Consider the following 20,917-nt stretch of genomic DNA (forward strand, 5'->3'; position numbering starts at 1 on the left):
GGGCGCCGGGTTGGCCCGATGGGCCGCCCGCGCCGATTCGCGACAATCCATGGCAAGGGCGGCCCCGGCCGCCTGCCTCTCCCACTCCCGCAAACCCAGTTCGACAAGGACTTGCTTTGAACCCCATCATCGTCTACGTGGATGACGCTTCCTACGCCCTGCCTCTGGTACAGGCCCTGGCCGCCTCGCCGCAGGCCCAGGCCTCGCACTGGCTGCTGGTGGCCTGCGCACCGCGCATTACCCACCGGGTCAGCAAATGGGTGAGCCACAGCGCGCGCGAAAGCTGGCGCGGCAAGTGGGCGGACAAGCTGTTCGCCCAATTGCTGCCGGTGTTCGGTGACAGCGCTGGCAGGATCACGCCAGTGCTGGCCAAGGGCCCGCTGGCCGAACTGGTGGCCCAGCTCCAGCAAGAGCACGGCACGGCCCAGATCGTCGATGCACGCCGCCCCAAGCAGGAAGCCACGGCTCCCGCCGTGGCGCCTGCCGCCCCGCTGGGCCGGCGCTGGAATCTTCCGGGAACGCTGGCGGCCATCGGCGCGCTGATGGGCTTGGTGTTCGAGGAAGCGATGATCTAAAGGCTGGCGTCTGCCTGGCCGCTCTGATCAGGCGATCACTTTCAGGACGGCATCCCGAAAAACGGGATGCCGTTTTTCATGGGGCTCTCCGGTCCACGGTTTCCAGTGCGCCGCCTCAACCCGGATCTGCCGGCTGCTGCTATGCTGCCCGCATGAAAATCCTGATCAAATGGCTGCTCAGCGCCGGTGCCCTGCTGGTCGTGGCCTATCTTTATGGTGGCGTGCAGGTCAACAGCTTCAGCTCGGCCATGATCGCGGCGCTGGTCATCGGCCTGCTCAATGCGGTGCTGCGCCCCATCCTCGTGGTGCTGACGCTGCCCGTGACCATCGTGACGGTCGGGCTGTTTCTCTTCGTGGTCAACGGACTGATGTTCTGGGCAGCCTCGGGCCTGCTCAGCGGCTTTCACGTCGCGGGCTTCTGGGCGGCCATGCTGGGCGCGCTCATCTACTCGCTGCTGGGCCTGGCCATCGAATCACTTCTCGCGCGCCTGTTCCCTTAGCAGCTCCTCCACGGCACGCAGTCGCGTGTCCACGATGGAGGCTTCAATGAAATCCACCTTGGGCCCGCCCTTGCGGGCCAGGTCCTGCGCGGCCTTGAAACGGTCCACTGCCGCCGCGTAGTCGTAGTGCGCGACCTGGGCCTCGGCCTCGGCGCGCAGCGCGCGCAACTCCTGGCCCTGGGCGCGCTGCACCTGGGCCAGCAACTGCCAGGCGCTGGCATCACGCGGGTGGTCCGTCACCCAGGTCTGCAGCGGGCCTGCCATGCTGGAGGCGCCCTGCTCGCGCAGCAGGATCTGGGTGCGCATCAGCAATTCCGGCCTGCGCACGGCGCGGTTTTCGACCACATTGACGGTGGCCAGGCTGGGGCCGCTCTCCGTTGTCTTGGCGGGGATGGATTCCGTTGGATTGGCCTGGGCAGGCGCAGCTGCCGGCAGGTAGAGCGGTGGCAACGCCTGCAACGCGGCGCCGGGCTTGCCGGCCGTCAGCTCCATTTCGGCCTGCAGCAGCTTGGCCTGCCGCTGGGCGCTGGCATCTGCGGCGGTTGCCACTTGAAGCCGCCCGGACATTTCCCGCGCTTCGGCCCAATCGCGCAATTGCACGGCGCTCAGCGTGGCGGCATATAGCTGCGCCACCTGCTGGGTTTGGGTTTGGCTGCCAAAGCTGGTGGAGCGCGGCTGCTCGGCCCACTGGCGCAGCACATCCACGCCGGGGCGCGACAGCACGCGGGCCCGTGCGGCCATCATCACGTGTTCCAGGGATGGTGCTGGCGCAGGCGCAACGCCACGCGGCAGGCGCGAATGCATGTCGGCCATGCGTTCCGTGGTCAGCGGATGGCTGCGCAGATAGGGCCAGCTGCCGTTGTCATTCAGGCGGTTGGCCTGCTGCAGCTTGTCGAACATGGTCACAAAGCCCTGTGGCGCGAACCCTGCCGGCGCCATCAGCCCGTAGCCCATGCGGTCTGCCTCGCGCTCCATGTCGCGCGAAAAATTCAACTGGTTCTGCACGGCCAGCGCCTGGCCGCCCATCATCATGGCCATGGCGGCATCGGGGCTGCGGCTGGCGGCCAGGGCGCCCAGAATCATCGAGCCGATCATCAGCGGCGTCTGCTTGCCCTGCTGGGCAATGAGTCGCGCGATATGGCGCTGCGTGACGTGGCTCAGCTCGTGTGCCAGCACCGATGCCAGCTCGTCGCGCGTGCTGACCACGCCGATCAGGCCCAGGTGCACCCCCAGATAGCCGCCGGGCAGCGCAAAGGCGTTGACTGAGCGGTCCCGCCCCAGCAGGATCTCCCAGGCAAAGCGCTCTTCCAATTCGTCAGACAGTTCGCCGCGCGTGCGTGCCGCATCGACCAAGTGCTGCCAGATGCCTTCCACATATTCCTGCAGTACCGCATCGTCGATGTAGTCCGGATCGCGGTACAGCGAGCGGATGATGCGGTCACCCAGGCGCCGCTCGTCACTGGTCGTCGTGGCCGCGCCGTCGCCCAGCGTGGGCAGGCGCAACTGGGCCTGTGCGGGGGCATGCGTTGCGATGGTGAGGGAGGTCGCCAGCAACTGCAGGCCGACGGCGATACGTGTCTTCAGGCGTGATGGGCGCATGGGCAGGTAGGAGGCCAGAAGGCCGGGCCCTGCACCTTGATGCCGGGCGGTGGAACACCCCACTATGATGCCTCGGTTCGCCGAACGTTCATGGCGCGTTCGACCTGCGTGTCAGGACTGCCATGGGCCGGTCAGTGCATTTTCAGGAGTTTCCATGTCTTCCCTCACCCATTTCGACGCCCAGGGCCAGGCCCACATGGTCGATGTCGGCGCCAAGCCGGCAACCCACCGCATCGCGGTCGCCGAAGGCCGCATCACCATGCAGCCCGCCACACTGGCCATCATCCAAGGTGGCACCGCCAAGAAGGGCGACGTGCTGGGTATTGCACGCATTGCTGGCATCATGGCAGCGAAGAAGACCAGTGACCTGATTCCGCTGTGCCATCCGCTGGCCCTGACCAGGGTGGCGGTGGATTACGAGTTCCTGCCCAATGCCTCCGCCGTCCGCTGCACAGCCACCGTGGAAACGGTAGGGCCCACGGGGGTCGAGATGGAGGCACTCACGGCCGTGCAGGTTGCCCTGCTCACGATCTATGACATGTGCAAGGCGGTGGACAAGGCTATGGTGATGGAGGGGGTGAGGGTGTTGGAGAAGCATGGTGGGAAATCGGGCAGTTTCGTCGCATAGCGACGCCAGGGCTGCCGAGACCCGATAAATCATCAGATGAGAAAAGGGAGGGAGTTCATGAATACTGATTTGGCGCGGCAGCCTCATGCGGCCCTGGATATACTGTCAAGACAGAAAAAGGCGCGGAAAATAGAAGTTCTGCTCAATCTTTCAGATCACAAGGGAGTTCTGAAAGTTCTTGAGATTGGAACGGGGTCGGGATGGATAGCTAATTATTTTGGAAGGCATTCCTCTCTGCAATGTGAAGTGATGGCTGTTGATATTTTTGATAATCGGCAAATATTTGAGGGTTATGAATATATCCAGGTCCAAGGAGTCAAGCTGCCATTCGATTCCGAGAGCTTCGATCTGGTCATCTCCAATCACGTCATAGAGCATGTTGGGGAAGAGGGCGTTCAGAAAGAGCATCTTGCGGAAATAGCGCGTGTCTTGTGTAAAAATGGAAAAGCATATATTGCGGTTCCCAATCGCTGGATGCTGAAAGAGCCACATTATCGGTTGAAATTCCTGAGCTGGCTTCCGCGGAGTTGGCGCACACCTTACCTCAGAATGAGGGGGAAAGGGGATTTCTATGACTGTGAACCTTTGGAAATGAAGACCCTGGAAAAAATGATTTCCGCCTGTGGACTATCATTTGAAAACATGTGCATCCAGGCATTGCGGAAAACCTTGGAATTAGAGAGGCCTGGTAAATTGGGAACCCGGATCATGAGTGCAATTCCTGATTGGCTGATAAAGCCATTGGTGCCTGCCATTCCCACCCTGATTTACCAAGTTCACCATGTCAAACTCAATGAGCATTAATTTCTCTTCAGCTCTTGCAAGCCTCAAGGAAAAAATCTCCCATGGCTCTGTGCGCGTAGGTGTCTATGGACTTGGCTATGTAGGTCTGCCTCTAGCCCTGCGCTTCGCCGAGGTTGACATCAAGGTTTTGGGCTTTGACATCGATGAAGCCAAGGTCCTTATCCTTGGCGAAGGCGGCAGCTACATTGAACGTATCACTCCCGCGCAGATCGGGCGTGCGTTGGAGCAGGGCTTCGAGGCCACCACGGACTTCGGGCGCACAAAGGAAATCGATGCCTTGATCATCTGTGTGCCCACGCCCCTGAATGCTCACCGCGAGCCCGACCTGAGCTTCATCATCAACACGGTGGAGGCGGCGCTGCCTCACATGCGCGAAGGTCAGTTGCTGAGCCTGGAGAGCACAACCTGGCCCGGCACGACGGACGAAGTGCTGGCACCGCGCCTGCGCAGCCGTGGACTGGAGCCTGGCGCCAATTGCGCTCTGTTGTTCTCTCCGAAGTGCGAAGACCCTGGCAATCCGCATTACGGCACCAAGGACATCCCCAAGGTGATCGGAGGGTGCACTGCCAGCTGCCTGGAACTGGGCATGGCGCTGTACCAACATGCCGTCCAGACCATGGTGCCCGTCAGCAGTACCAAGGCGGCTGAAATGACCAAGCTGCTGGAGAACATCCACCGCAGCGGCAACATCGGCCTGGTGAACGAGATGAAGATCGTGGCCGACAAGATGGGCATCAACATCCATGAAGTCATCGATGCAGCTGCCACCAAGCCCTTCGGTTTTGTTCCCTATCGACCCGGCCCAGGCCTCGGCGGCCACTGCATTCCCATCGATCCCTTCTATCTGACATGGAAGACGCGTGAATATGGCGTAAATACGCGCTTCATTGAACTGGCCGGTGAAATCAACCACTACATGCCGCACTGGGTGGTGGGCAAGGTCGCCGATGCACTCAATGAACGGGGCAAGGCCGTCAAGGGGAGCCGTATATTGGTGCTGGGGCTGGCCTACAAGAAGAATATTGATGACACACGGGAATCCCCAGCTGTGGAGATCATGGATCTGTTGCAAGCCAAGGGGGCGCATGTTGAATACAGTGATCCACATGTTCCGGTGTTTCCGCGTAAGCGGGATTATTACTTCGATCTGAAATCCATAAAGCTGACATCGGGGGCCGTTGCCAGTTATGACTGTGTGGTGCTGGCTACGGATCATGACGGGTTTGATTATGAAAAGCTGCTTGTAAGTGCATCGCTGATAGTGGACACAAGGGGGCGGATGAAAGGAGGGGGGGAGACCGTGGTCATGGCGTGAGGATGATGAATTTCCATGACTGAAACGCAGTTTGGCTCTGAATTTCTCCCGGATGTTGAAGGATTGAAGGCAGTTGCGGTCTTGCTCTTGGTAATTGATAATTTGACAGCTGCCAGATTTTCTCCCGAATACATCGGAATTAGGATATTCTTTCCTGGCATGTACATACGTGCCTTGATGTTTCAGGGGCAAAATGAATCATCCAGAGACTCGAGGCCGATGGCATGGACACGCAATTGGATGGTATTGCGGCCTCCAGTAAATTCATATATAAGCAATATTAGAATGTACAGGCGACCTACTGAATCCGTACACATACATGGCTAAATGATGTGGCCTGCTGCAAGATGAGAACAATGTCCCCATCGCCCGATTTAACGCCTCCACCGCGGCCCACCCGCTTCTTGATCGTGACTCGCAATCTTCCGCCGCTGGTGGGCGGTATGGAGCGGCTCAACTGGCATATGGCACAAGAGCTTTCCGGTCGCGGTGAGGTGCATGTGGTTGGACCGCAGGGCGCTGCCGCGCTCTGTCCTCCCGGTGTGCAATGCACGGAGGTACCGCTGCAGCCACTATGGAAATTTCTCGCATGCTCCACCGCAAAAGCCTTGTGCGTGGCCAAGAGCTGGAAGCCGGACAGGATACTGGCCGGCAGCGGCTTGACGGCTCCCGCGGCCTGGCTGTCCGCACGTGCTGTGGGCTCTCTTGCTAGCGTCTACCTGCATGGTCTGGACGCTGCCGTTCGGCACCCCATTTATCAGGCGATCTGGCATCCGGTGATCCGCCGTATGGACAACGTGATCGTCAACAGCAGGCCCACAGCCGACTTGGCACGGGCTATCGGCGTGGATCCACAGCGTGTGTCCGTGGTACATCCCGGGGTCCAGCTGCCGCACGAGCCTCAGCCAGGATACGTGCTCTGCGATTTTCGAGAGCGGCATAGTTTGGGAAAGGCAAGAATTCTCATCTCTGTAGGCCGCTTGACTACGAGAAAGGGATTGCGAGAGTTTGTGGAAAAATCTTTGCCAGCGATCATAAAGCAGCAGCCTGATACATTGTTAATGGTAATAGGGGATGCTCCCGATAATTCACTTCACGCTACTGTTCAAACGCGGGAGAGCATTCAGGCAGTTGCCGATGCAGCAGGAATAGGGGAGAAAATAAGATTCTTAGGGATGATCACAGACCCTGTAGAATTGGCCGCCGCTTACGAATGCTCTGCCTTGCATGTATTCCCCGTTCGCAGTTTAGTAGGCGATCCCGAGGGATTTGGAATGGTTGCGGTTGAGGCTGCGGCGCATGGCGTGCCCACGGTTGCTTTTGCTACAGGAGGTGTTGTCGATGCAGTTGCTCATGGCTGTTCTGGATATCTAGTCGAATCGGATGATTATTCTTCTTTTTCTAGGAAAGTGCTGGAGATATTGGCCGAATCCTCCAGCTTGTGGGCAGTAAAGGCGAAGTCATTTTCGGAGAGTTTCTCTTGGGAAAAATTTGGAGAAAAAATATACTTTTCACTAACTTCAGAAGTTAGACTAAGCAATAGTCATACTAGGAAATAGTGTGAAATTAAATGATTTTTTTCTTGGTATTCTTCGATGGAAGCCGGGAAAATTGGCGTGGCACAGCTCGGTATTGCTGGCGTGGATGTTGTTACGCGCTGCCACTCAGGCAGCGACGGTATTTGCGTTGGCTCATATAATCGGGCCCGTTGACTATGGGAAATTTGTATCAGTATTGGCAGTGGCTGGGTTTTTGTTGCCATTCGTTGGTTTAGGCTTATCAAATTTGGTTTTGAGAAACGGCGCGAGAGATTATCAGAGTTTGCGGTTTTATTTTCGCTATGCAGCTTATTGGTGGCTTTTGACGCTGTTGCCGTTGACGTTACTTTCAATTATTATTTTTGAGTGGTTAGTGCCTGATGGATTGCCAACTTTTGCCGCATATGCTGCTATTTTTATTGAGATGTGCGCTATCTCGCTTACTGAATTGTGTGCACGCTACAAGCAAGCGGTAAATAAAATTGGAGCATATGGTGCAATTAATGCTGGTTTGCCAATAATTCGCCTGATGCTTCTGTATATTCTATTGGTATTTTTTGAGCCTAATGTTAAAAGTGTCTTGTGGCTATATGCTGCAAGTGGTCTGCTTTATATTTTTCTATTGAAAATATCTTTCAAAATTGAAATTGACAGGAAATTATCGCAAGGATCCGAGCCCATGCCAGTCACTGGCGGGCTACCTCTGAGTCTCTCTGCCTTTGCTATGCGAGTGCAGGGAGAATTTAACAAGCCTGTTCTGGCTCACGTCGGATTTGATTTGGTGGGTTCGTACAATATTGCGCAACGCACGTTGGAAATAGTGGTTATACCAATACAGGCGCTTCAAGAATCGCTGTGGCCACGTCTATATTCCTACTCTGATCCACTATGGTCGTTGAAGTATTTTGGGGCTGGGCTTTTGTTGTTTGCCTTGCTTTGTGGAGGGGGTATATGGTTGTGTGCTCCCTGGTTGAGTGTTGTATTTGGTGGTGAATACGAAGGTGCAATAGAAATTCTGAGGGTTATTGCCTGGTTACCTGTGTTCCAGGTGATTCGTGCAATGATGAATTTTTGCGCAATTCACTATGGGATTACACACCAAATAGGTTGGTCTTGTTTGGCTGCCGCATTTGTCAATGTCATTGGTGTTTCTCTATTGGTTCCACTCATCGGTGTAAAAGGTGCGGTGGCGATGGCTTACATTTCAGAGCTTACAATGATAATCTGGTTGAGTTTTGGGGTCTGGAGTTTAATGGAGAGGCGGCGGAGGAGTTATGAATGATTTAATTAGAAATTCAAAAATACTACGTAAGCCTTTGCTGGTGATTACCAGGGCATTGCTTATGCCTTTGAAAGCTGGACTTCCAATCCTTCGCCGGGCTGCCTATGATGTAATGCCTATTCCATATTTGGTTGCAGGTTCACCGGAGAAATTTATTATTTCAACAGCAGATAAAGTCATCGGGCGAGAGATTTTCCTGCATGGTGAATTTGATTTTGAAAAAATGGAGGTGGCCCTCTCTATTCTTAAAAGAGAAAATAGGCCAACACCAAGACATCTGATAGATGTAGGGGCAAACATTGGCACTATTCTGATACCAGCATTGAAACGTGGATACTTCTCTTCGGCTATTGCTATAGAGCCTCATCCTGAGAATTTGTGCCTGCTGAAGGCCAACATTGAACTCAATGGGGTTTCCGAAAAGGTGGAGGTTTTTGAAATGGCCGTTGGAAGCAGGAAAGATGAGAGTTTATTCCTGAAAATATCAGATACCAATAGTGGAAATCATTATGTGTCTAATGTTGGTATCAGGATACATTCGACTAGGCTTGATGATCTGAATATCAAGCTGGATAATGCTCTTCTGTGGATGGATATAGAAGGATATGAGGGGCATGCGCTTCAGGGGGCGAGTGCATTGCTCGCAACTGGGGTACCGCTGGTTTCAGAGTTTAATCCGACTTATTTATCTGCTTCTGGCGGTTTGGAAGTGTTTGTCGAAATTCTGAAAAATCGAAAAATATTCGACTTGAAACATCCTAATGAGATGGTTTCTTTTGAGTATTTGAGAAATCAATATAAAAAAGATTTTACGGATATCCTGGCGATTCCTGTGTGAGCTCCAGATGCTTCTTGGCGGAAATGCTCGATAAGAATTCTCTGTACCATTCCGGTGATGGGCGTTCATGATTTATTGAGCCATTAGCGGAATTTATGATGGCATTTGCTATTGAATGCGGGTCATTTACGGGAAGTAATATCCCATATTTTCCATCTTCTAGAATTTCGGAAGGTCCATAGTTACAATCAGTGGATATGATGGTTGTTCCGCTGAAAAGTGCCTCGACTAAAACAAGGCCAAAGCCCTCATAGCGTGAACTTAGTATGAATGCTGTTGCAGCACGCAGTTGGTGCAATGGATTTTCAGTGAACCCTGGTAGAGATATGTGGTTTGAAAGTCCGGCAGACTCTATTCTTTCTTCAAGCTGATTTCTCAATCCGCCGTTTCCAAAAATTATTAATCGTGCTTGAATAGTTTCGTTTGCAATCTTGAATCCATCAATGAGTGTGTCGAAACCTTTCTGATGCTCCAGCCGTCCAATGGCGACAAAGGTGGGCAATGAACTGGATGCAAGCCAGGGATGTAACGGTTTTTCTGACTGGGGCCAATCTATGCTATCGAAAACCGGATTTCTGATGGTGATGACTTCATCATCGTGCAATTTCAAATATTGTTTTGTGGCTTGAGATAAAGTTCTGGAGACACAAACGAATTTGGATTGCTTGGCCGACCATCTTGAAAGTGCTGGGCCAATAAGTTGATTTAGTTTGCTAGCATTTTTCCATTCTAACTCCAAATTATTTTCGTTTCTGATAATTAGAGTGGATTTCCATTTGTACATTCTTTGAGATAAGGCGGCGGCGATACCTGTCTGTATTCCGAAGCAAATAATTGCATCTGCTTGAGATGATATTATTAGTTTTGATAAAGTGCGAATTCCGGATATTGGTTTATTGCAAGCCAAATCAATGATCTTTACGTTTTCCGGGAATGAGTAAGCTAGCTCTCCATTTTTTCTGGCTGTCGCAATTTTGACCTCACATCCAAGACCACTCATGCTTCTTGCTAGTAGTAATGCTACTTTCTCTGCGCCACCACCTATTAAGGATGGGACAAAGAAGATTATTTTCTTTGGCTTTACGGGGGGGGGCATTTGGCTGAAATAGCTATTTAGCATTCGGAAAATTTTTTTCACCTGAAAAGAAGTCGCTACTAGCTCTAAAAAATCCTTTCAGGGGTAATGTGCTTCTTAATCTGATTGAACGTAATATTGCGCGAACTGTTAGTGTGAAGATCCTGAAAAATAAAGCTGCGCTGTATTTAATATTCTCTGGAAATAGCTCTCGTGCCAGAAGCCAATGCCCTCTATTTATGTGATATTCATAAAATAGTGAACCATTTTTTGCGCTTCCTGAGCCTTCATGCACAGCAATGCTATTTTTTACAACAGTGAAATTCTTTCTCAGCTGAACCATGGTGGCCCCCAGCATCACATCTTCGCCATAAAAGAAAAACTTCTCATTGAATAACTGTGAGCTAACAACTTTTGGTGAAATCACCATACAGGCACCTGTAATATAAGGGAATGACCCTGGGATTCTGTGTTTAGTCAATAGGGCAAAATATTTGTTGTAGTAAAATAAAGGTGGACGAGGCGAGTGACCGGGTTCCGCGACTAGCGGAGCTGCAATATCTGCCCCAGCGGGGAGCGCTGAAATGAGATTTACGAGTGAATTTGGCATCAGATGAGCATCTGAATTTATTAGTAATACCGAATCTTCCTTTTGTATATATTTGCTTGCAAGAGCGATGTTAACTCCTGCAGAGAATCCAAGGTTTTTACCATTGTCTAGGATTGCAACTGATACTTCTTTTTCTGAAATAAAATCCAGTCCTCGCTGCATCGCTGCTAGCGTAACTCCACCATCTTCTGAATTTTCGACAAGGATAATGCGTGAAATACCTTGATCAACAAGGGTTTTAAGGCATTTCAGGGTTTTCTCTGGTGTTCTGTAATTGAGAATCACTGCCACAATCTTTTCATGATTGGCGGTGCTCGGATTTAATATCTCTGTATATTTTTTCATAAGCATCTGTCATCGTGTCGAGGCTGAAACTGGATGCTATCGTGTTTCTTGAATTTTCGCCAAGTATCTTGCAAAGATCGGGATCTAACGCTAGTTTTCTAACGGCAACTACAGCGGAATTTATATCATCTCGAGGGAAGAGAATGCCTGTTACTCCATTCTTCACGAGTTCGGGCAGAGAAGAGGCGTGTGCTGCGACAACGGGAAGACTGTTTACCATTGCTTCCATGACTGTTAGAGGTAGTCCTTCCAGTCGAGATGGGAAGATTAAAGCGTTTGCATTGATATAAGCCTGTTGTAGTTGCTCTTGGTTCAACCGGCCAACGCATTTGCAGTTTGAGGGAAGATTGATTTTCTTGTGAAGGCCATGCGCGTCTTCGGTATAGTAAAGTTCAAAATCCGGGCCCAGCATTTGCATGATACCTGGCAGGAGATCGACTCCCTTCCTTTTCGACCAGTTGCCAACATATAGCAGACGGAATGGCTGGTGCGGATCATGGGCTTTAATGGCTGGCGATGGTGATATAGGTATTCCATTGGGGATGACTTGAATTTCTTTGGTCTGGAGGAATTCTTGTGTGCGGCATGCCGTATAGTGGCTGACCGCAATAGTTTTGTCTGCCCGGAGGAGTAGTGACTTCTCTGTTGGGCGGATCCAGTATCGGTGATAGAGGTGCTGAACCAGGCTTTTGTAAGGGCGCAGCGCCAGATCGTGCACACATAGGTGCATAGTTGCGACGATTGGAATGGATTTGGGTATAAACCGATTGTGAGTCCATGTATTTAAGTGGACTATATTGGCCCAAGCTGGTTTTTGCGGAATTTTTACCATCCAAGGAAAATATTCAGCATGGTGCGGCAGCCATGTGATCTCTGCACGGATTCCTCTTGCGTTGAGGGCGGAACAGAGTTGCAATGTGAAAACGTCTGTGCCCGTCCCTGTTTTAATTGCAAGGAACCAGACCCCAAGGTGATTTTGGTTGGTGGATAGGCTCAATCCCGTCCCCTATACATTAAGGCTGTTATTTGCTCAGATATCAAGCCCATGAGAAATACCATTACGCTGCCACTGTAGAGCAAGGCACTCATATTTGTGAAGCGACCATGATGCCACCATGTCCATCCGTACCAGCCGGACGCTAGAGCTAACATTGAAAATGCCACGGGGGCGAAAATCTTAAGAGGTGAAAATAGTGTGCCGATTTTAAATATGATGAGTAAGAATCGCGCGCCATCGCGAATTAGACGAATATGGCTTTTTCCCATACGGTGCGCCGCATGGATTGGTACATAGGCTACCGAGTAGCCAGCACGGAAAAATGCCATCGTGCTTGTTGTAGGGTAGGAGAACCCGTTGGGTAAGAGATAAAGAAATTCGCGAAACTTGTCGGCGCGTACCGCTCTGAAGCCGGAAGTCAGATCCTCCACGCGATGGCCCGTCATCCACGATGCCAACCGGTTGTAAAACGCATTCGCGATGCCGCGTCCTAAGCTTGCTTGCGAACCTTTTTGTCTTGCACCTACCACCATATCATGGCCTTGGTGAATTTTCTCAAGCAGCCTTGCGATATCTGCTGGATCATGCTGGCCATCGGCATCCATGAAAATTATAATTTCACCTTTGGCCGCTCGCGCTCCAGTTTTTATGGCCGCACCATTTCCTTTGCTATACGGGTGCTGCACTACATGGGCACCTGCCTGTTCGGCCAATTGCGCAGTATGATCGGTTGATCCGTCGTTCACGACAATTACTTCGGCATGGGCAACCTCCGATAGGATCTTTCGTACCGTATCGCCCACACTGAGAGCTTCGTTCTTGGCTGGTAATACGATGCTGAGCTTCATTTGTGACCTGGCTTTATGGCTTGTATATCGAGGAGCAAGAGTTGGTTGAAGCGCTCGATTTCCTGTTCATAGCTTTCTCTTGATCTCTTGAGCGTCCTATTGGATTGCTTGGCATAGACATCCTTGGCTGCTTGCAACAGTTCCAGAGCTTCCTGAGGGCGATTGGAGTTGCCCATGTCTGCCACCATGGGCAGCGCGGCATCAATGTCCTGATACTTCTCTATGGCCTGCTTGAAGCTGGTGGTTGCCTGCGCGTATTCTCCCTGACTCAGTAGCAAGCTGCCACGCAGGTAGGGTTCCAGACGGTTGAACAGTGGTACTGCCGTATAGCGTGGCATACCGCGCATTACATCCAGCAGCTCAAGCATCTGCCGCCGGTACTCTGGGCGTGTATCTGTTTCCTGCAGGCTGTCGACAATCATGCGTATGCCCAGCAGAGCCTGGGCGTCGAAACGCTGGTTCGGCAGTTGGCTTCTCACATTGGCAAAGTCCTGGGGAGTGGCTTCTTTGTGTACGACCTTCTGAAGCAGCCATTGCATCGTCAAAAGCGAGCTTTGCGGGAGCCTCTCCGAGGCTTGTTCTAGGAGCTGGAAGCCTTTTTCTGGCTGATTGGACTTGAACATCTGCATGGCCAGATGGTTCTGGGCCCGCGGCGATAAGGGGGAGGTCACGGCCCAGTAGTTCTGTAGTGCCTCGGAATTTGACCATAGTGTTGCTCGCTGCCATGTGAGAAGGGCCAGCAGTGTGAGCATGGCGCAAAGCGTCGTGGCCGCAATGAACACGCTCTTCTTTTCGGCCAGCCACAGAAGTCCCATGATGATGGGCAGGAACAGGAACACCGCCGCCGCATAGTTGCGGTGTTCAAAGTACAACTCCAGGCCGATAACCGTTGATTCGATGAGGTGGGACACGAAAAAGAACAGTATGGCCAGGGCTACATAAGGCTGCTGTCGACGTAGTAGCAGCCCTGCGAGCAGCATTATTGCCAACCCGACAAGGCTGGGCAGCGTGGTTGATGGGCTGAGCAGGCTGGTCGAGATTTCATAGCCGTCCTGAAACAGTCCCAGGCCTTCTATGCGCGGGATGAACAGATGCTGCAGGTATTCCCAGACGATGCGTGGTTCGGTGAGTAAGCGTTCGACCTGGTTGAAAGGGCGGGCCGGCCACACATCGGGTGAGAAATTGATCTCCTTGCCAAGTGTCCAGAAAACCGCCAAGCTGGGCAGCCATAGAAAAATCAGGCGCCAGCGCCAGTCGGGGCGCTCAGCTTGCGCAGGTTCAGCAGCAACGGGCACGGGCCTGCACCATTCGACCAGCATGGCCAGCATGGGCAGCAAAATACCGTTCTCCTTGCTCAAGGTGGCGAGTAAGGTGCCCAGGCCCAGGGAAGCGCTCATCCAGAGATACCCCCCGGTACGCCGGCCCCGCATCAGCAGGCGCCCATGCAGATAGCCCGCCAGTCCGGCTAGGGCGAACAGCGTTGCCAATTGCGCCATGCGCTGCACCACGTAAAGCGTGGTGGAGACCATGTAGGGGTGTAGCAGCCAGAAACCCATATTGAGGACGGCGCCCCAGCGGGCCTGCTCATCCCGAACCCCATACAGCCGCAGCAGGTTCAGCGTAGTCCAGCACAGAAGCACGCCCGTCAGCAGGTGCAGCAGCAAGTTGGTGCGCTTGAACGCAGCGGGGGCACTGGGCCAAAAATTGTCGTCCAGCAGAAAGCTGGCGAGAGAGACTGGGCGGCCCAGGGGGCCAGCGGAACCATGGAACACGAAAGCCCTGAAACTGTCCCAGTTCTCCACCCCTCCACGTGCTCCCAATTCGGAGAGGTTGGGCATGTCATCGAATAGGAAGCCGCCCTTTAGACCGGGCAGATAGCTCGCCAAGCATAGACCGATGATCAGCCAGAAAGCCAGGCACCATGCATTTCTTCTCAGCAAACTACTTTGTCCTTCTCAAAAAAAACTGCCCGCGATAGCGGGCAGTCGGATGCGCTGATTGCGCTGCTATACCGTCGTCAAAGACTTAGCCGCGGCAGGAAGCAGGGTAAAACTTGAGGGGGGCGCCACCGGCACCGGGCTTGCACTTCCATTCGATCGAACCCACTCGAGTAATGGGGCTGAGAACCAAAGTCTTGCCCTGAATATCCTTGGTAATGCCAGTGCTCTTCATCCGTGCGGTAATAACGCCATCAGCAACGGAAACGTTGTTAACGTACTTGCCGGTGATGGTGTTTGCGGTTGCCAGTCCAGCGGCGCCATTGGTGGTTGGCCAAGCACCGTTGTTGGAATACGATTCAGTCACAGCACCCTTGGCGCCGCTGGCCAAAGTCATGGCCTCGGACATTTGGGCACGTGCCGTGTAATCTTGATAAGCCGGCAGCGCCACGGCTGCCAAAATGCCGATGATCGCCACAACGATCATCAATTCGATCAAGGTAAAACCTTGCTGGATGGAACGCTTCATGAACTTCTCCTCATAGGGGTTGATTGCATGCTCTATTGAGCAAGAGCCGTGCCAGTCGCTCCAGGGGGCCAAGGTCCAAGTCTATGTATGGTTTGGTTGCAACTGACACGGTTGGACGCCATTCTCTGACAAATTGATCCACTTGTTGTGACGTTTTTGTCAGAGATCGTGCGCTTGCTACAGACGTCACGCAAAGCTTGTCGGCGGGATCGAGTTGGTCCGTCACGCCACCAGGAACTGCATCTGCGTACCTGCCAGCTCCACCGTGTCGCCATGTTGCAGCGGCATGGCGCGGCGGCCGATTTCCTGGCCGTTGAGCTTGAGGCTGGGGGAGTCGCCTTCCAGCTGGGCCAGCACGAAGCCGTGGTGCTTTTGGGTGATGGAGGCGACGGCCACGCCGGGCTTGCCCAGCGTGGTGACGACTTTGACCAGTGGTACTTCGCGGCCGGCGGCGTTGCCGTTGAGCATGCGGATGGCGGCCTGGCGCGTGGCCAGTCCGGCCATCGACGGGGGCAGGGTGTGGTCGAAACCCGAGGGCGTTTCTTGGCTGAACTGCGAGGGCAGATCCGCTTCTGCCAAAGGCGCCGGGCGGGTAGCCTCGACTGCGGCGGCGATGGCGGCCAGGGCCGAGCGTGAGGACGCGCTGACCTGCTGTTGCACGAAGCGGATCTTGTACTTGCCGATGTCCAGCAGGTCGCCGTGGTTCAGGGCCTGGCGCAGTATGGGCTGGCCGTTGACATAGGTGCCGTTGGTGCTGCGCAGGTCTTCGATGATGACGGTGCCGTCGACGACGCTGAGAACGGCGTGCTCGCCGCTGACGGCGAGGTTGTCGATCACGATGTCGTTGTAGGGGCGGCGTCCCAGCGTGGTGCGCTCCTTGGCCAGCTGCACTTCCTTGATGACGGCGCCGTCGATGGAGATGACCAGGGTCGGCATGCTCAAAGTTCCTTTGTTATGCCCGGGTTGCACCATCCACTGGGCGATCCGGAGCTGGGGTGTATCTAAATATTATGTCTGCGGCCTGCGCGCGCCGAGGTCTGCCATGGTATTTGATACAGACTATGGATCGTCTTTTCCTGATTGTTGAATTTGCAATCATTTTTAACAATTGGAACCTGCGAGGGCGGTGCAGGCAAGCGCGTCCATCGGTTGGGATCTGCCGTCGATCGCTGTGTGGGGCTCAATCGAGGGAAGTGCTGGCTGCAGGGGGCGGGCTGGCCTGTATCTCGATCAGCGCCGCGCTGATGTTGTCGTTTCCGCCGGCTTCATTGGCGGCGGTGAGCAGCGAGGTCAGCAAGACGGGCAGCGGGCTGGATTGGGTGAACAGGGCGGCGATGGCTTGGTCATCGAGCATGTCGGTGAGGCCGTCGGAGCACAGCAGGATGCGGTCGCCGGGTTGCAGCGGCCACTCATTGAAATCGGGCGTGACGTCCGGCGTGACGCCCAGGGCCTGGGTGAGCAGGTGGCCCAGGCCGGATTGCCGGGCTTCGTGGTCCTGGATGCGGCCTGCGTCGATTTCTTCCTGGAGCCAGGTGTGGTCCCGGGTCAGGCGCAGCAGTTGACCCTCGCGCCAGCCGTAGGCCCGCGAGTCGCCAAGGTGGGCGAGCATCAGCAGGCCTGGCAGCAGGGCTGCAGCAATGATGGTGGTGCCCATGCCGCGGCAGCCCGGTGTTTCCCGGGCGGCCGTAAGAATGGCGGCGTTGGCCAGGTTCAAGGCATTGGCCAGTGACTGCTGCAATTCCTGGCGGGCTTGTGGAGTGTTGGCTGCAGGCGCCTCGGTGGCTACGCTTTGCAGTGCCACTGAGACCAGGCTGATGGCCATGGCGCTGGCGACTTCGCCGGCGTTGTAGCCGCCCATGCCATCGGCCAGCACCGCAATGGGCCAGGGCTGGGCGCTGGGGTGGATGGTGACCGCATCCTCGTTGTTGTCACGGCGCCGGCCCACATCGGTGCGCGCAACCATGGCGCAGTGTTGCGCAGGGACTGCCTGTCGGCAGGGCTGGTCCGGGGTCTTGGGTGCGCTGGGCATGGTGGCGAAGGGCGGGCGCGGCGGTGTTGCCATCAGTCCCTGTGTGCAAATGCAATGGTGAAGCCGGTGCACAGCGTAATTGAAAACAGTGCTCCCAAGTGCCAAGAATGGGCCGGCGCAGCGGCTCGTCAGCTTGACGCCACATCAAGAACGGACCCTCACAAAGCAAAAACGCACTGCCGAGGCAGTGCGTTGTGGAGGTGGCGAGGGGCCGCCTGCGGCGGTGTCAGGCCTGTGCCGCGTGCTTGGCGCCGGAGCGCGACTGCAGGAGCTTGCCAATGCCGACGACCAGCACGGCACCGGCGGCAGCCGCCACGTAGTGCAGCCAGGGATGGCTGATGGCGTAGTCGTGCAGCAGGCGGTCGTTGACGATGGTTTCTCCGCCGACCCAGCCGATCAGGGCAGCGCCCAGCGTGATGATGACGGGGAAGCGCTCCATGAGCTTGATCATCAGCGTGGAGCCGAAGACCACCAGCGGGATGCTGATGGCCAGGCCCAGGATCAGCAGGACCATGTTGCCCTGCGCCGTGGCGGCCACGGCGATCACGTTGTCCAAGCTCATCACCAGGTCGGCGATCAAGATGGTGCGGATGGCGACCATCATGCTGCCGTGACCCTTGGATTCGCCTTCATCCTCTTCTTCGCCGGTCAGCAGTTGCAAGCCGATCCACAGCAGCAGGCAGCCGCCCACGATCTGCAGGAACGACAGCTCCAGCAGCTTGGCCGCGACCACGGTCAGGATGATCCGCAGCACCACGGCGGCGCCGGAGCCGAACATGACGGCTTTCTTTTGCTGTGCGGGGGGCAGCGAGCGTGCTGCGAGGGCGATGACGACGGCGTTGTCGCCAGACAGAATGATGTTGATCCAGACGATCTTCAACAGGCCGATCCAGAAATCGGCGCTTTGCAGGTATTCCATGGTTTCTCCACTGTTATGAGTTGAAAAGCGCCAGGGCGGGGGCCTCTGGCGCTTTTTCTTTTTTGGAGTCGTCAGTGTAGGGCGGACTTGCCGCCTTACCGATTCGTAATTCTGCGTAATTTTTTCCTGGGGCGAACCCCAGGATGTCGCGCAGAACCGGTGCCGCTTAGATCAGGCCCTTGAGCAGGCGACCCATTTCGGAAGGATTGCGGGTGATGACGAAACCGCACTCTTCCATGATGGCCAGCTTGGCGTCGGCCGTGTCGGCACCGCCGGAGATCAGCGCGCCGGCGTGGCCCATGCGCTTGCCGGGAGGGGCAGTGACACCAGCGATGAAGCCGACGATCGGCTTCTTCATGTTGTCCTTGCACCAGCGGGCAGCTTCGGCTTCGTCGGGACCGCCGATTTCGCCGATCATGATGACGGCGTCGGTGTCGGGATCGTCGTTGAAGGCCTTCATCACGTCGATGTGCTTGAGACCGTTGATCGGGTCACCGCCGATGCCCACGGCCGACGACTGGCCAATGCCCAGTTCGGTCAGCTGTGCCACGGCTTCATAGGTCAGCGTGCCGGAGCGGCTGACCACGCCAATGCGGCCCTTCTTGTGGATGTGGCCGGGCATGATGCCGATCTTGATCTCGTCGGGCGTGATCAGGCCGGGGCAGTTGGGGCCCAGCAGCAGGGTGCGCTTGCCGCCTGCGGCTTCCTTGGCGCGCATCTTGTTGCGCACTTCCAGCATGTCACGGACGGGGATGCCTTCAGTGATGCAGATGGCCAGGTCCAGGTCGGCTTCCACGGCTTCCCAGATCGCGGCGGCAGCGCCTGCGGGGGGAACGTAGATCACGGAGACCGTGGCGCCCGTGCCTTGCGCGGCTTCCTTGACGGAGGCGTAGATTGGCACGTCGAAGATCTTTTCGCCGGCCTTCTTGGGGTTCACACCGGCCACGAAGCAGTTCTTGCCGTTCGCGTATTCAATGCACTTTTCAGTGTGGAACTGGCCCGTCTTGCCCGTGATGCCTTGGGTGATGACCTTGGTGTCTTTGTTGATGTAGATCGACATGGTGTTTTCTCCGGGCCTGCTTACTTGACGGCTTCGACGATCTTGGTGGCCGCTTCGGCCATCGTGTCGGCGCTGATGATGGGCAGGCCGGACTCGGCCAGCATCTTCTTGCCCAGTTCTTCGTTCGTGCCCTTCATGCGCACGACCAGGGGCACTTGCAGGTTCACGGCCTTGCAGGCAGTGATCACGCCGGTGGCGATGGTGTCGCACTTCATGATGCCGCCGAAGATGTTGACCAGAATGCCTTCGACCTTGGGGTTCTTGAGCATGATCTTGAAGGCTTCGGTGACCTTCTCGGGGGTGGCGCCGCCGCCCACGTCCAGGAAGTTGGCCGGCTCGCCGCCGAACAGCTTGATGGTGTCCATGGTGGCCATGGCCAGACCTGCACCGTTGACCAGGCAGCCGATGTTGCCGTCCAGCGAGATGTAGGCCAGATCGAACTTGGAGGCTTCGACTTCAGCGGGATCTTCTTCGTCCAGGTCGCGCAGGGCCACGATTTCGGGCAGGCGGAACAGGGCGTTGGCGTCGAAGTTGAACTTCGCGTCCAGGGCAACCACGTTGCCCTTGCTGTCACGGTTCAGCGGGTTGATCTCGACCAGCGAGGCATCCGTGTCCATGTAGCACTTGTAGAGCTTCTGGCAGATGTCGATGAACTGGGCGGTGGAGTCGGCAGGCATGCCGATGCCCTTGGCCAGTTCTTCGCCCTGGGCCTGGGTCAGGCCGACCAGGGGATCAACGAAGATGGTGATGATCTTCTCGGGAGTGGAGTGGGCCACTTCCTCGATGTCCATGCCGCCTTCGCTGGAAGCGATGAAGGCCACCTTCTGCGTGCCGCGATCGGTCACGCACGACAGGTAGTATTCCTTCTGGATGTCGGCGCCGTCTTCGATGTACAGGCGGCGGACCTTCTGGCCTTCGGGGCCGGTCTGGTGCGTGACCAGCTGCATGCCCAGGATCTGGCCAGCCAGTGCCTTGACGTCGTCAATGCTCTTGGCAACCTTCACGCCGCCGCCCTTGCCGCGACCACCAGCGTGGATCTGGGCCTTCACGACCCACACGGGGCCGCCGAGCTTCTGGGCGGCCTCGACGGCCTCTTGCACTGTGAACGCAGGGATACCGCGAGGTACAGGCACACCAAACTGACGCAAGATGTCCTTGCCTTGGTATTCATGAATCTTCATGATGTCTCTCTCAAACAAATAGGGGGGGATTGACCCGGTAGCCCTGGGGTGCTGCCTCAAGGCGGAGTGACCTGGCAATCGCCGAATGTACCATGCTGCACTGCGCCATCCGACACGCCCCCATGCGCAGAATCCACAATTTCCTGCGGGCCAAGCAGCATGTCAGGAACTGTGCAATGCATTGATATGTCAGGGAAAAGACGGTTTCCCGACATTTCTTTGAGGCGCCACAGCTCTTTTGTCTTATAGAGGATCTGCAGACTGCGCTGCCCGCTGTTTGTAACAGGCGCATGTCAGCGCGCCCTTGA

At 55.4% G+C, this 20,917-nt stretch carries 20 protein-coding genes; 8 read left to right on the forward strand and 12 right to left on the reverse strand.

What is annotated here, in order from left to right; translation table 11 throughout:
• The first annotated feature begins 116 nt into the window (after window positions 1–116).
• Both IAE24_RS17875 and IAE24_RS17880 read left to right on the forward strand, forming a co-directional pair.
• The gene (locus IAE24_RS17875) at window positions 117–575 is read left to right on the forward strand and encodes a hypothetical protein (RefSeq protein ID WP_013804594.1); all 459 of its coding nucleotides are present in this window, start codon (window positions 117–119) and stop codon (window positions 573–575) included.
• Between the two features lie 152 nt (window positions 576–727).
• The gene (locus IAE24_RS17880; RefSeq protein WP_012202791.1) at window positions 728–1,075 is read left to right on the forward strand and encodes a phage holin family protein; all 348 of its coding nucleotides are present in this window, start codon (window positions 728–730) and stop codon (window positions 1,073–1,075) included.
• Here IAE24_RS17880 and IAE24_RS17885 read toward each other — a convergent pair.
• A complete protein-coding gene (locus IAE24_RS17885; RefSeq protein WP_199961295.1) occupies window positions 1,049–2,674 on the reverse strand; it encodes a M48 family metalloprotease in 1,626 nt (541 codons plus the stop codon). The two genes, IAE24_RS17880 and IAE24_RS17885, sit on opposite strands and share 27 nt — an antisense overlap.
• A gap of 154 nt (window positions 2,675–2,828) precedes the next feature.
• On the opposite strand from IAE24_RS17885, the gene moaC reads away from it, so the two are divergent.
• The 6 genes from moaC to IAE24_RS17915 all read left to right on the forward strand — a co-directional run bounded on the left by moaC (window position 2,829) and on the right by IAE24_RS17915 (window position 9,079).
• Window positions 2,829–3,302, forward strand: a complete 474-nt coding sequence (moaC, locus tag IAE24_RS17890; RefSeq protein WP_199961296.1) for a cyclic pyranopterin monophosphate synthase MoaC — start codon at window positions 2,829–2,831, stop codon at window positions 3,300–3,302.
• Window positions 3,303–3,359: 57 nt separating this feature from the next.
• A complete protein-coding gene (locus IAE24_RS17895; protein ID WP_199961297.1) occupies window positions 3,360–4,106 on the forward strand; it encodes a class I SAM-dependent methyltransferase in 747 nt (248 codons plus the stop codon).
• Window positions 4,084–5,421, forward strand: a complete 1,338-nt coding sequence (locus IAE24_RS17900) for a nucleotide sugar dehydrogenase (RefSeq protein WP_233626266.1) — start codon at window positions 4,084–4,086, stop codon at window positions 5,419–5,421. Before IAE24_RS17895 ends, IAE24_RS17900 begins: the two co-directional genes overlap by 23 nt.
• A 356-nt stretch (window positions 5,422–5,777) precedes the next feature.
• On the forward strand, window positions 5,778–6,980 hold the full coding sequence (locus IAE24_RS17905) for a glycosyltransferase family 4 protein (protein ID WP_199961299.1): 1,203 nt from the start codon (window positions 5,778–5,780) through the stop codon (window positions 6,978–6,980).
• Between the two features lies 1 nt (window position 6,981).
• Window positions 6,982–8,241 carry a lipopolysaccharide biosynthesis protein gene (locus IAE24_RS17910; RefSeq protein ID WP_199961300.1) on the forward strand — a complete coding sequence of 420 codons (1,260 nt, stop codon included), beginning with the start codon at window positions 6,982–6,984 and terminating at the stop codon, window positions 8,239–8,241.
• On the forward strand, window positions 8,234–9,079 hold the full coding sequence (locus IAE24_RS17915; RefSeq protein WP_199961301.1) for an FkbM family methyltransferase: 846 nt from the start codon (window positions 8,234–8,236) through the stop codon (window positions 9,077–9,079). The genes IAE24_RS17910 and IAE24_RS17915 overlap by 8 nt, the downstream gene beginning before the upstream one ends.
• On the opposite strand, the gene IAE24_RS17920 is transcribed toward IAE24_RS17915, so the two are convergent.
• The 11 genes from IAE24_RS17920 to sucC form a co-directional block, all read right to left on the reverse strand.
• The gene (locus tag IAE24_RS17920) at window positions 9,051–10,199 is read right to left on the reverse strand and encodes a glycosyltransferase (protein ID WP_199961302.1); all 1,149 of its coding nucleotides are present in this window, start codon (window positions 10,197–10,199) and stop codon (window positions 9,051–9,053) included. The two genes, IAE24_RS17915 and IAE24_RS17920, sit on opposite strands and share 29 nt — an antisense overlap.
• Entirely contained in the window at window positions 10,189–11,109 is a 921-nt protein-coding gene (locus IAE24_RS17925; protein ID WP_199961303.1) for a glycosyltransferase family 2 protein, read from the reverse strand. Before IAE24_RS17925 ends, IAE24_RS17920 begins: the two co-directional genes overlap by 11 nt.
• Window positions 11,063–12,106, reverse strand: a complete 1,044-nt coding sequence (locus tag IAE24_RS17930) for a glycosyltransferase family 4 protein (RefSeq protein ID WP_199961304.1) — start codon at window positions 12,104–12,106, stop codon at window positions 11,063–11,065. The genes IAE24_RS17925 and IAE24_RS17930 overlap by 47 nt, the downstream gene beginning before the upstream one ends.
• Window positions 12,103–12,954: a glycosyltransferase family 2 protein gene (locus IAE24_RS17935; RefSeq protein ID WP_199961305.1), complete on the reverse strand. Its 852-nt coding sequence runs from the start codon at window positions 12,952–12,954 to the stop codon at window positions 12,103–12,105. The genes IAE24_RS17930 and IAE24_RS17935 overlap by 4 nt, the downstream gene beginning before the upstream one ends.
• The gene (locus tag IAE24_RS17940; RefSeq protein ID WP_199961306.1) at window positions 12,951–14,792 is read right to left on the reverse strand and encodes a tetratricopeptide repeat protein; all 1,842 of its coding nucleotides are present in this window, start codon (window positions 14,790–14,792) and stop codon (window positions 12,951–12,953) included. Before IAE24_RS17940 ends, IAE24_RS17935 begins: the two co-directional genes overlap by 4 nt.
• Before the next feature lie 187 nt (window positions 14,793–14,979).
• Window positions 14,980–15,420: a pilin gene (locus IAE24_RS17945; RefSeq protein WP_043825365.1), complete on the reverse strand. Its 441-nt coding sequence runs from the start codon at window positions 15,418–15,420 to the stop codon at window positions 14,980–14,982.
• Window positions 15,421–15,642: 222 nt separating this feature from the next.
• The gene (locus IAE24_RS17950; protein ID WP_199961307.1) at window positions 15,643–16,356 is read right to left on the reverse strand and encodes an FHA domain-containing protein; all 714 of its coding nucleotides are present in this window, start codon (window positions 16,354–16,356) and stop codon (window positions 15,643–15,645) included.
• A gap of 244 nt (window positions 16,357–16,600) precedes the next feature.
• Window positions 16,601–17,383 (reverse strand): PP2C family protein-serine/threonine phosphatase, encoded by a 783-nt coding sequence (locus tag IAE24_RS17955; RefSeq protein WP_199961308.1) that lies wholly within the window; start codon window positions 17,381–17,383, stop codon window positions 16,601–16,603.
• 292 nt (window positions 17,384–17,675) lie between these two features.
• Complete coding sequence (locus tag IAE24_RS17960) at window positions 17,676–18,368, reverse strand: TerC family protein (protein ID WP_099734894.1); 693 nt, start codon at window positions 18,366–18,368, stop codon at window positions 17,676–17,678.
• Window positions 18,369–18,534: 166 nt separating this feature from the next.
• Complete coding sequence (gene sucD, locus IAE24_RS17965) at window positions 18,535–19,428, reverse strand: succinate--CoA ligase subunit alpha (protein WP_012202800.1); 894 nt, start codon at window positions 19,426–19,428, stop codon at window positions 18,535–18,537.
• Between the two features lie 20 nt (window positions 19,429–19,448).
• Window positions 19,449–20,609 (reverse strand): ADP-forming succinate--CoA ligase subunit beta, encoded by a 1,161-nt coding sequence (gene sucC, locus IAE24_RS17970; RefSeq protein WP_012202801.1) that lies wholly within the window; start codon window positions 20,607–20,609, stop codon window positions 19,449–19,451.
• Window positions 20,610–20,917: the final 308 nt, after the last annotated feature.

The sequence above is a fragment of the Delftia sp. S65 genome, assembly GCF_016516495.1.
Lineage (GTDB): Bacteria > Pseudomonadota > Gammaproteobacteria > Burkholderiales > Burkholderiaceae_C > Comamonas > Comamonas acidovorans.

What these genes read in the sequence shown, in the direction of transcription:
- IAE24_RS17880 (WP_012202791.1), top strand. Translation starts at nt 728, where the DNA reads ATGAAAATCCTGATCAAATGGCTGCTCAGCGCCGGTGCCCTGCTGGTC.
- IAE24_RS17885 (WP_199961295.1), bottom strand. Translation starts at nt 2,674, where the DNA reads ATGCGCCCATCACGCCTGAAGACACGTATCGCCGTCGGCCTGCAGTTG.
- moaC (WP_199961296.1), top strand. Translation starts at nt 2,829, where the DNA reads ATGTCTTCCCTCACCCATTTCGACGCCCAGGGCCAGGCCCACATGGTC.
- IAE24_RS17895 (WP_199961297.1), top strand. Translation starts at nt 3,360, where the DNA reads ATGAATACTGATTTGGCGCGGCAGCCTCATGCGGCCCTGGATATACTG.
- IAE24_RS17900 (WP_233626266.1), top strand. Translation starts at nt 4,084, where the DNA reads ATGTCAAACTCAATGAGCATTAATTTCTCTTCAGCTCTTGCAAGCCTC.
- IAE24_RS17905 (WP_199961299.1), top strand. Translation starts at nt 5,778, where the DNA reads ATGTCCCCATCGCCCGATTTAACGCCTCCACCGCGGCCCACCCGCTTC.
- IAE24_RS17915 (WP_199961301.1), top strand. Translation starts at nt 8,234, where the DNA reads ATGAATGATTTAATTAGAAATTCAAAAATACTACGTAAGCCTTTGCTG.
- IAE24_RS17920 (WP_199961302.1), bottom strand. Translation starts at nt 10,199, where the DNA reads ATGCTAAATAGCTATTTCAGCCAAATGCCCCCCCCCGTAAAGCCAAAG.
- IAE24_RS17925 (WP_199961303.1), bottom strand. Translation starts at nt 11,109, where the DNA reads ATGAAAAAATATACAGAGATATTAAATCCGAGCACCGCCAATCATGAA.
- IAE24_RS17935 (WP_199961305.1), bottom strand. Translation starts at nt 12,954, where the DNA reads ATGAAGCTCAGCATCGTATTACCAGCCAAGAACGAAGCTCTCAGTGTG.
- IAE24_RS17940 (WP_199961306.1), bottom strand. Translation starts at nt 14,792, where the DNA reads ATGCCCAACCTCTCCGAATTGGGAGCACGTGGAGGGGTGGAGAACTGG.
- IAE24_RS17945 (WP_043825365.1), bottom strand. Translation starts at nt 15,420, where the DNA reads ATGAAGCGTTCCATCCAGCAAGGTTTTACCTTGATCGAATTGATGATC.
- IAE24_RS17950 (WP_199961307.1), bottom strand. Translation starts at nt 16,356, where the DNA reads ATGCCGACCCTGGTCATCTCCATCGACGGCGCCGTCATCAAGGAAGTG.
- IAE24_RS17955 (WP_199961308.1), bottom strand. Translation starts at nt 17,383, where the DNA reads ATGGTTGCGCGCACCGATGTGGGCCGGCGCCGTGACAACAACGAGGAT.
- IAE24_RS17960 (WP_099734894.1), bottom strand. Translation starts at nt 18,368, where the DNA reads ATGGAATACCTGCAAAGCGCCGATTTCTGGATCGGCCTGTTGAAGATC.
- sucD (WP_012202800.1), bottom strand. Translation starts at nt 19,428, where the DNA reads ATGTCGATCTACATCAACAAAGACACCAAGGTCATCACCCAAGGCATC.
- sucC (WP_012202801.1), bottom strand. Translation starts at nt 20,609, where the DNA reads ATGAAGATTCATGAATACCAAGGCAAGGACATCTTGCGTCAGTTTGGT.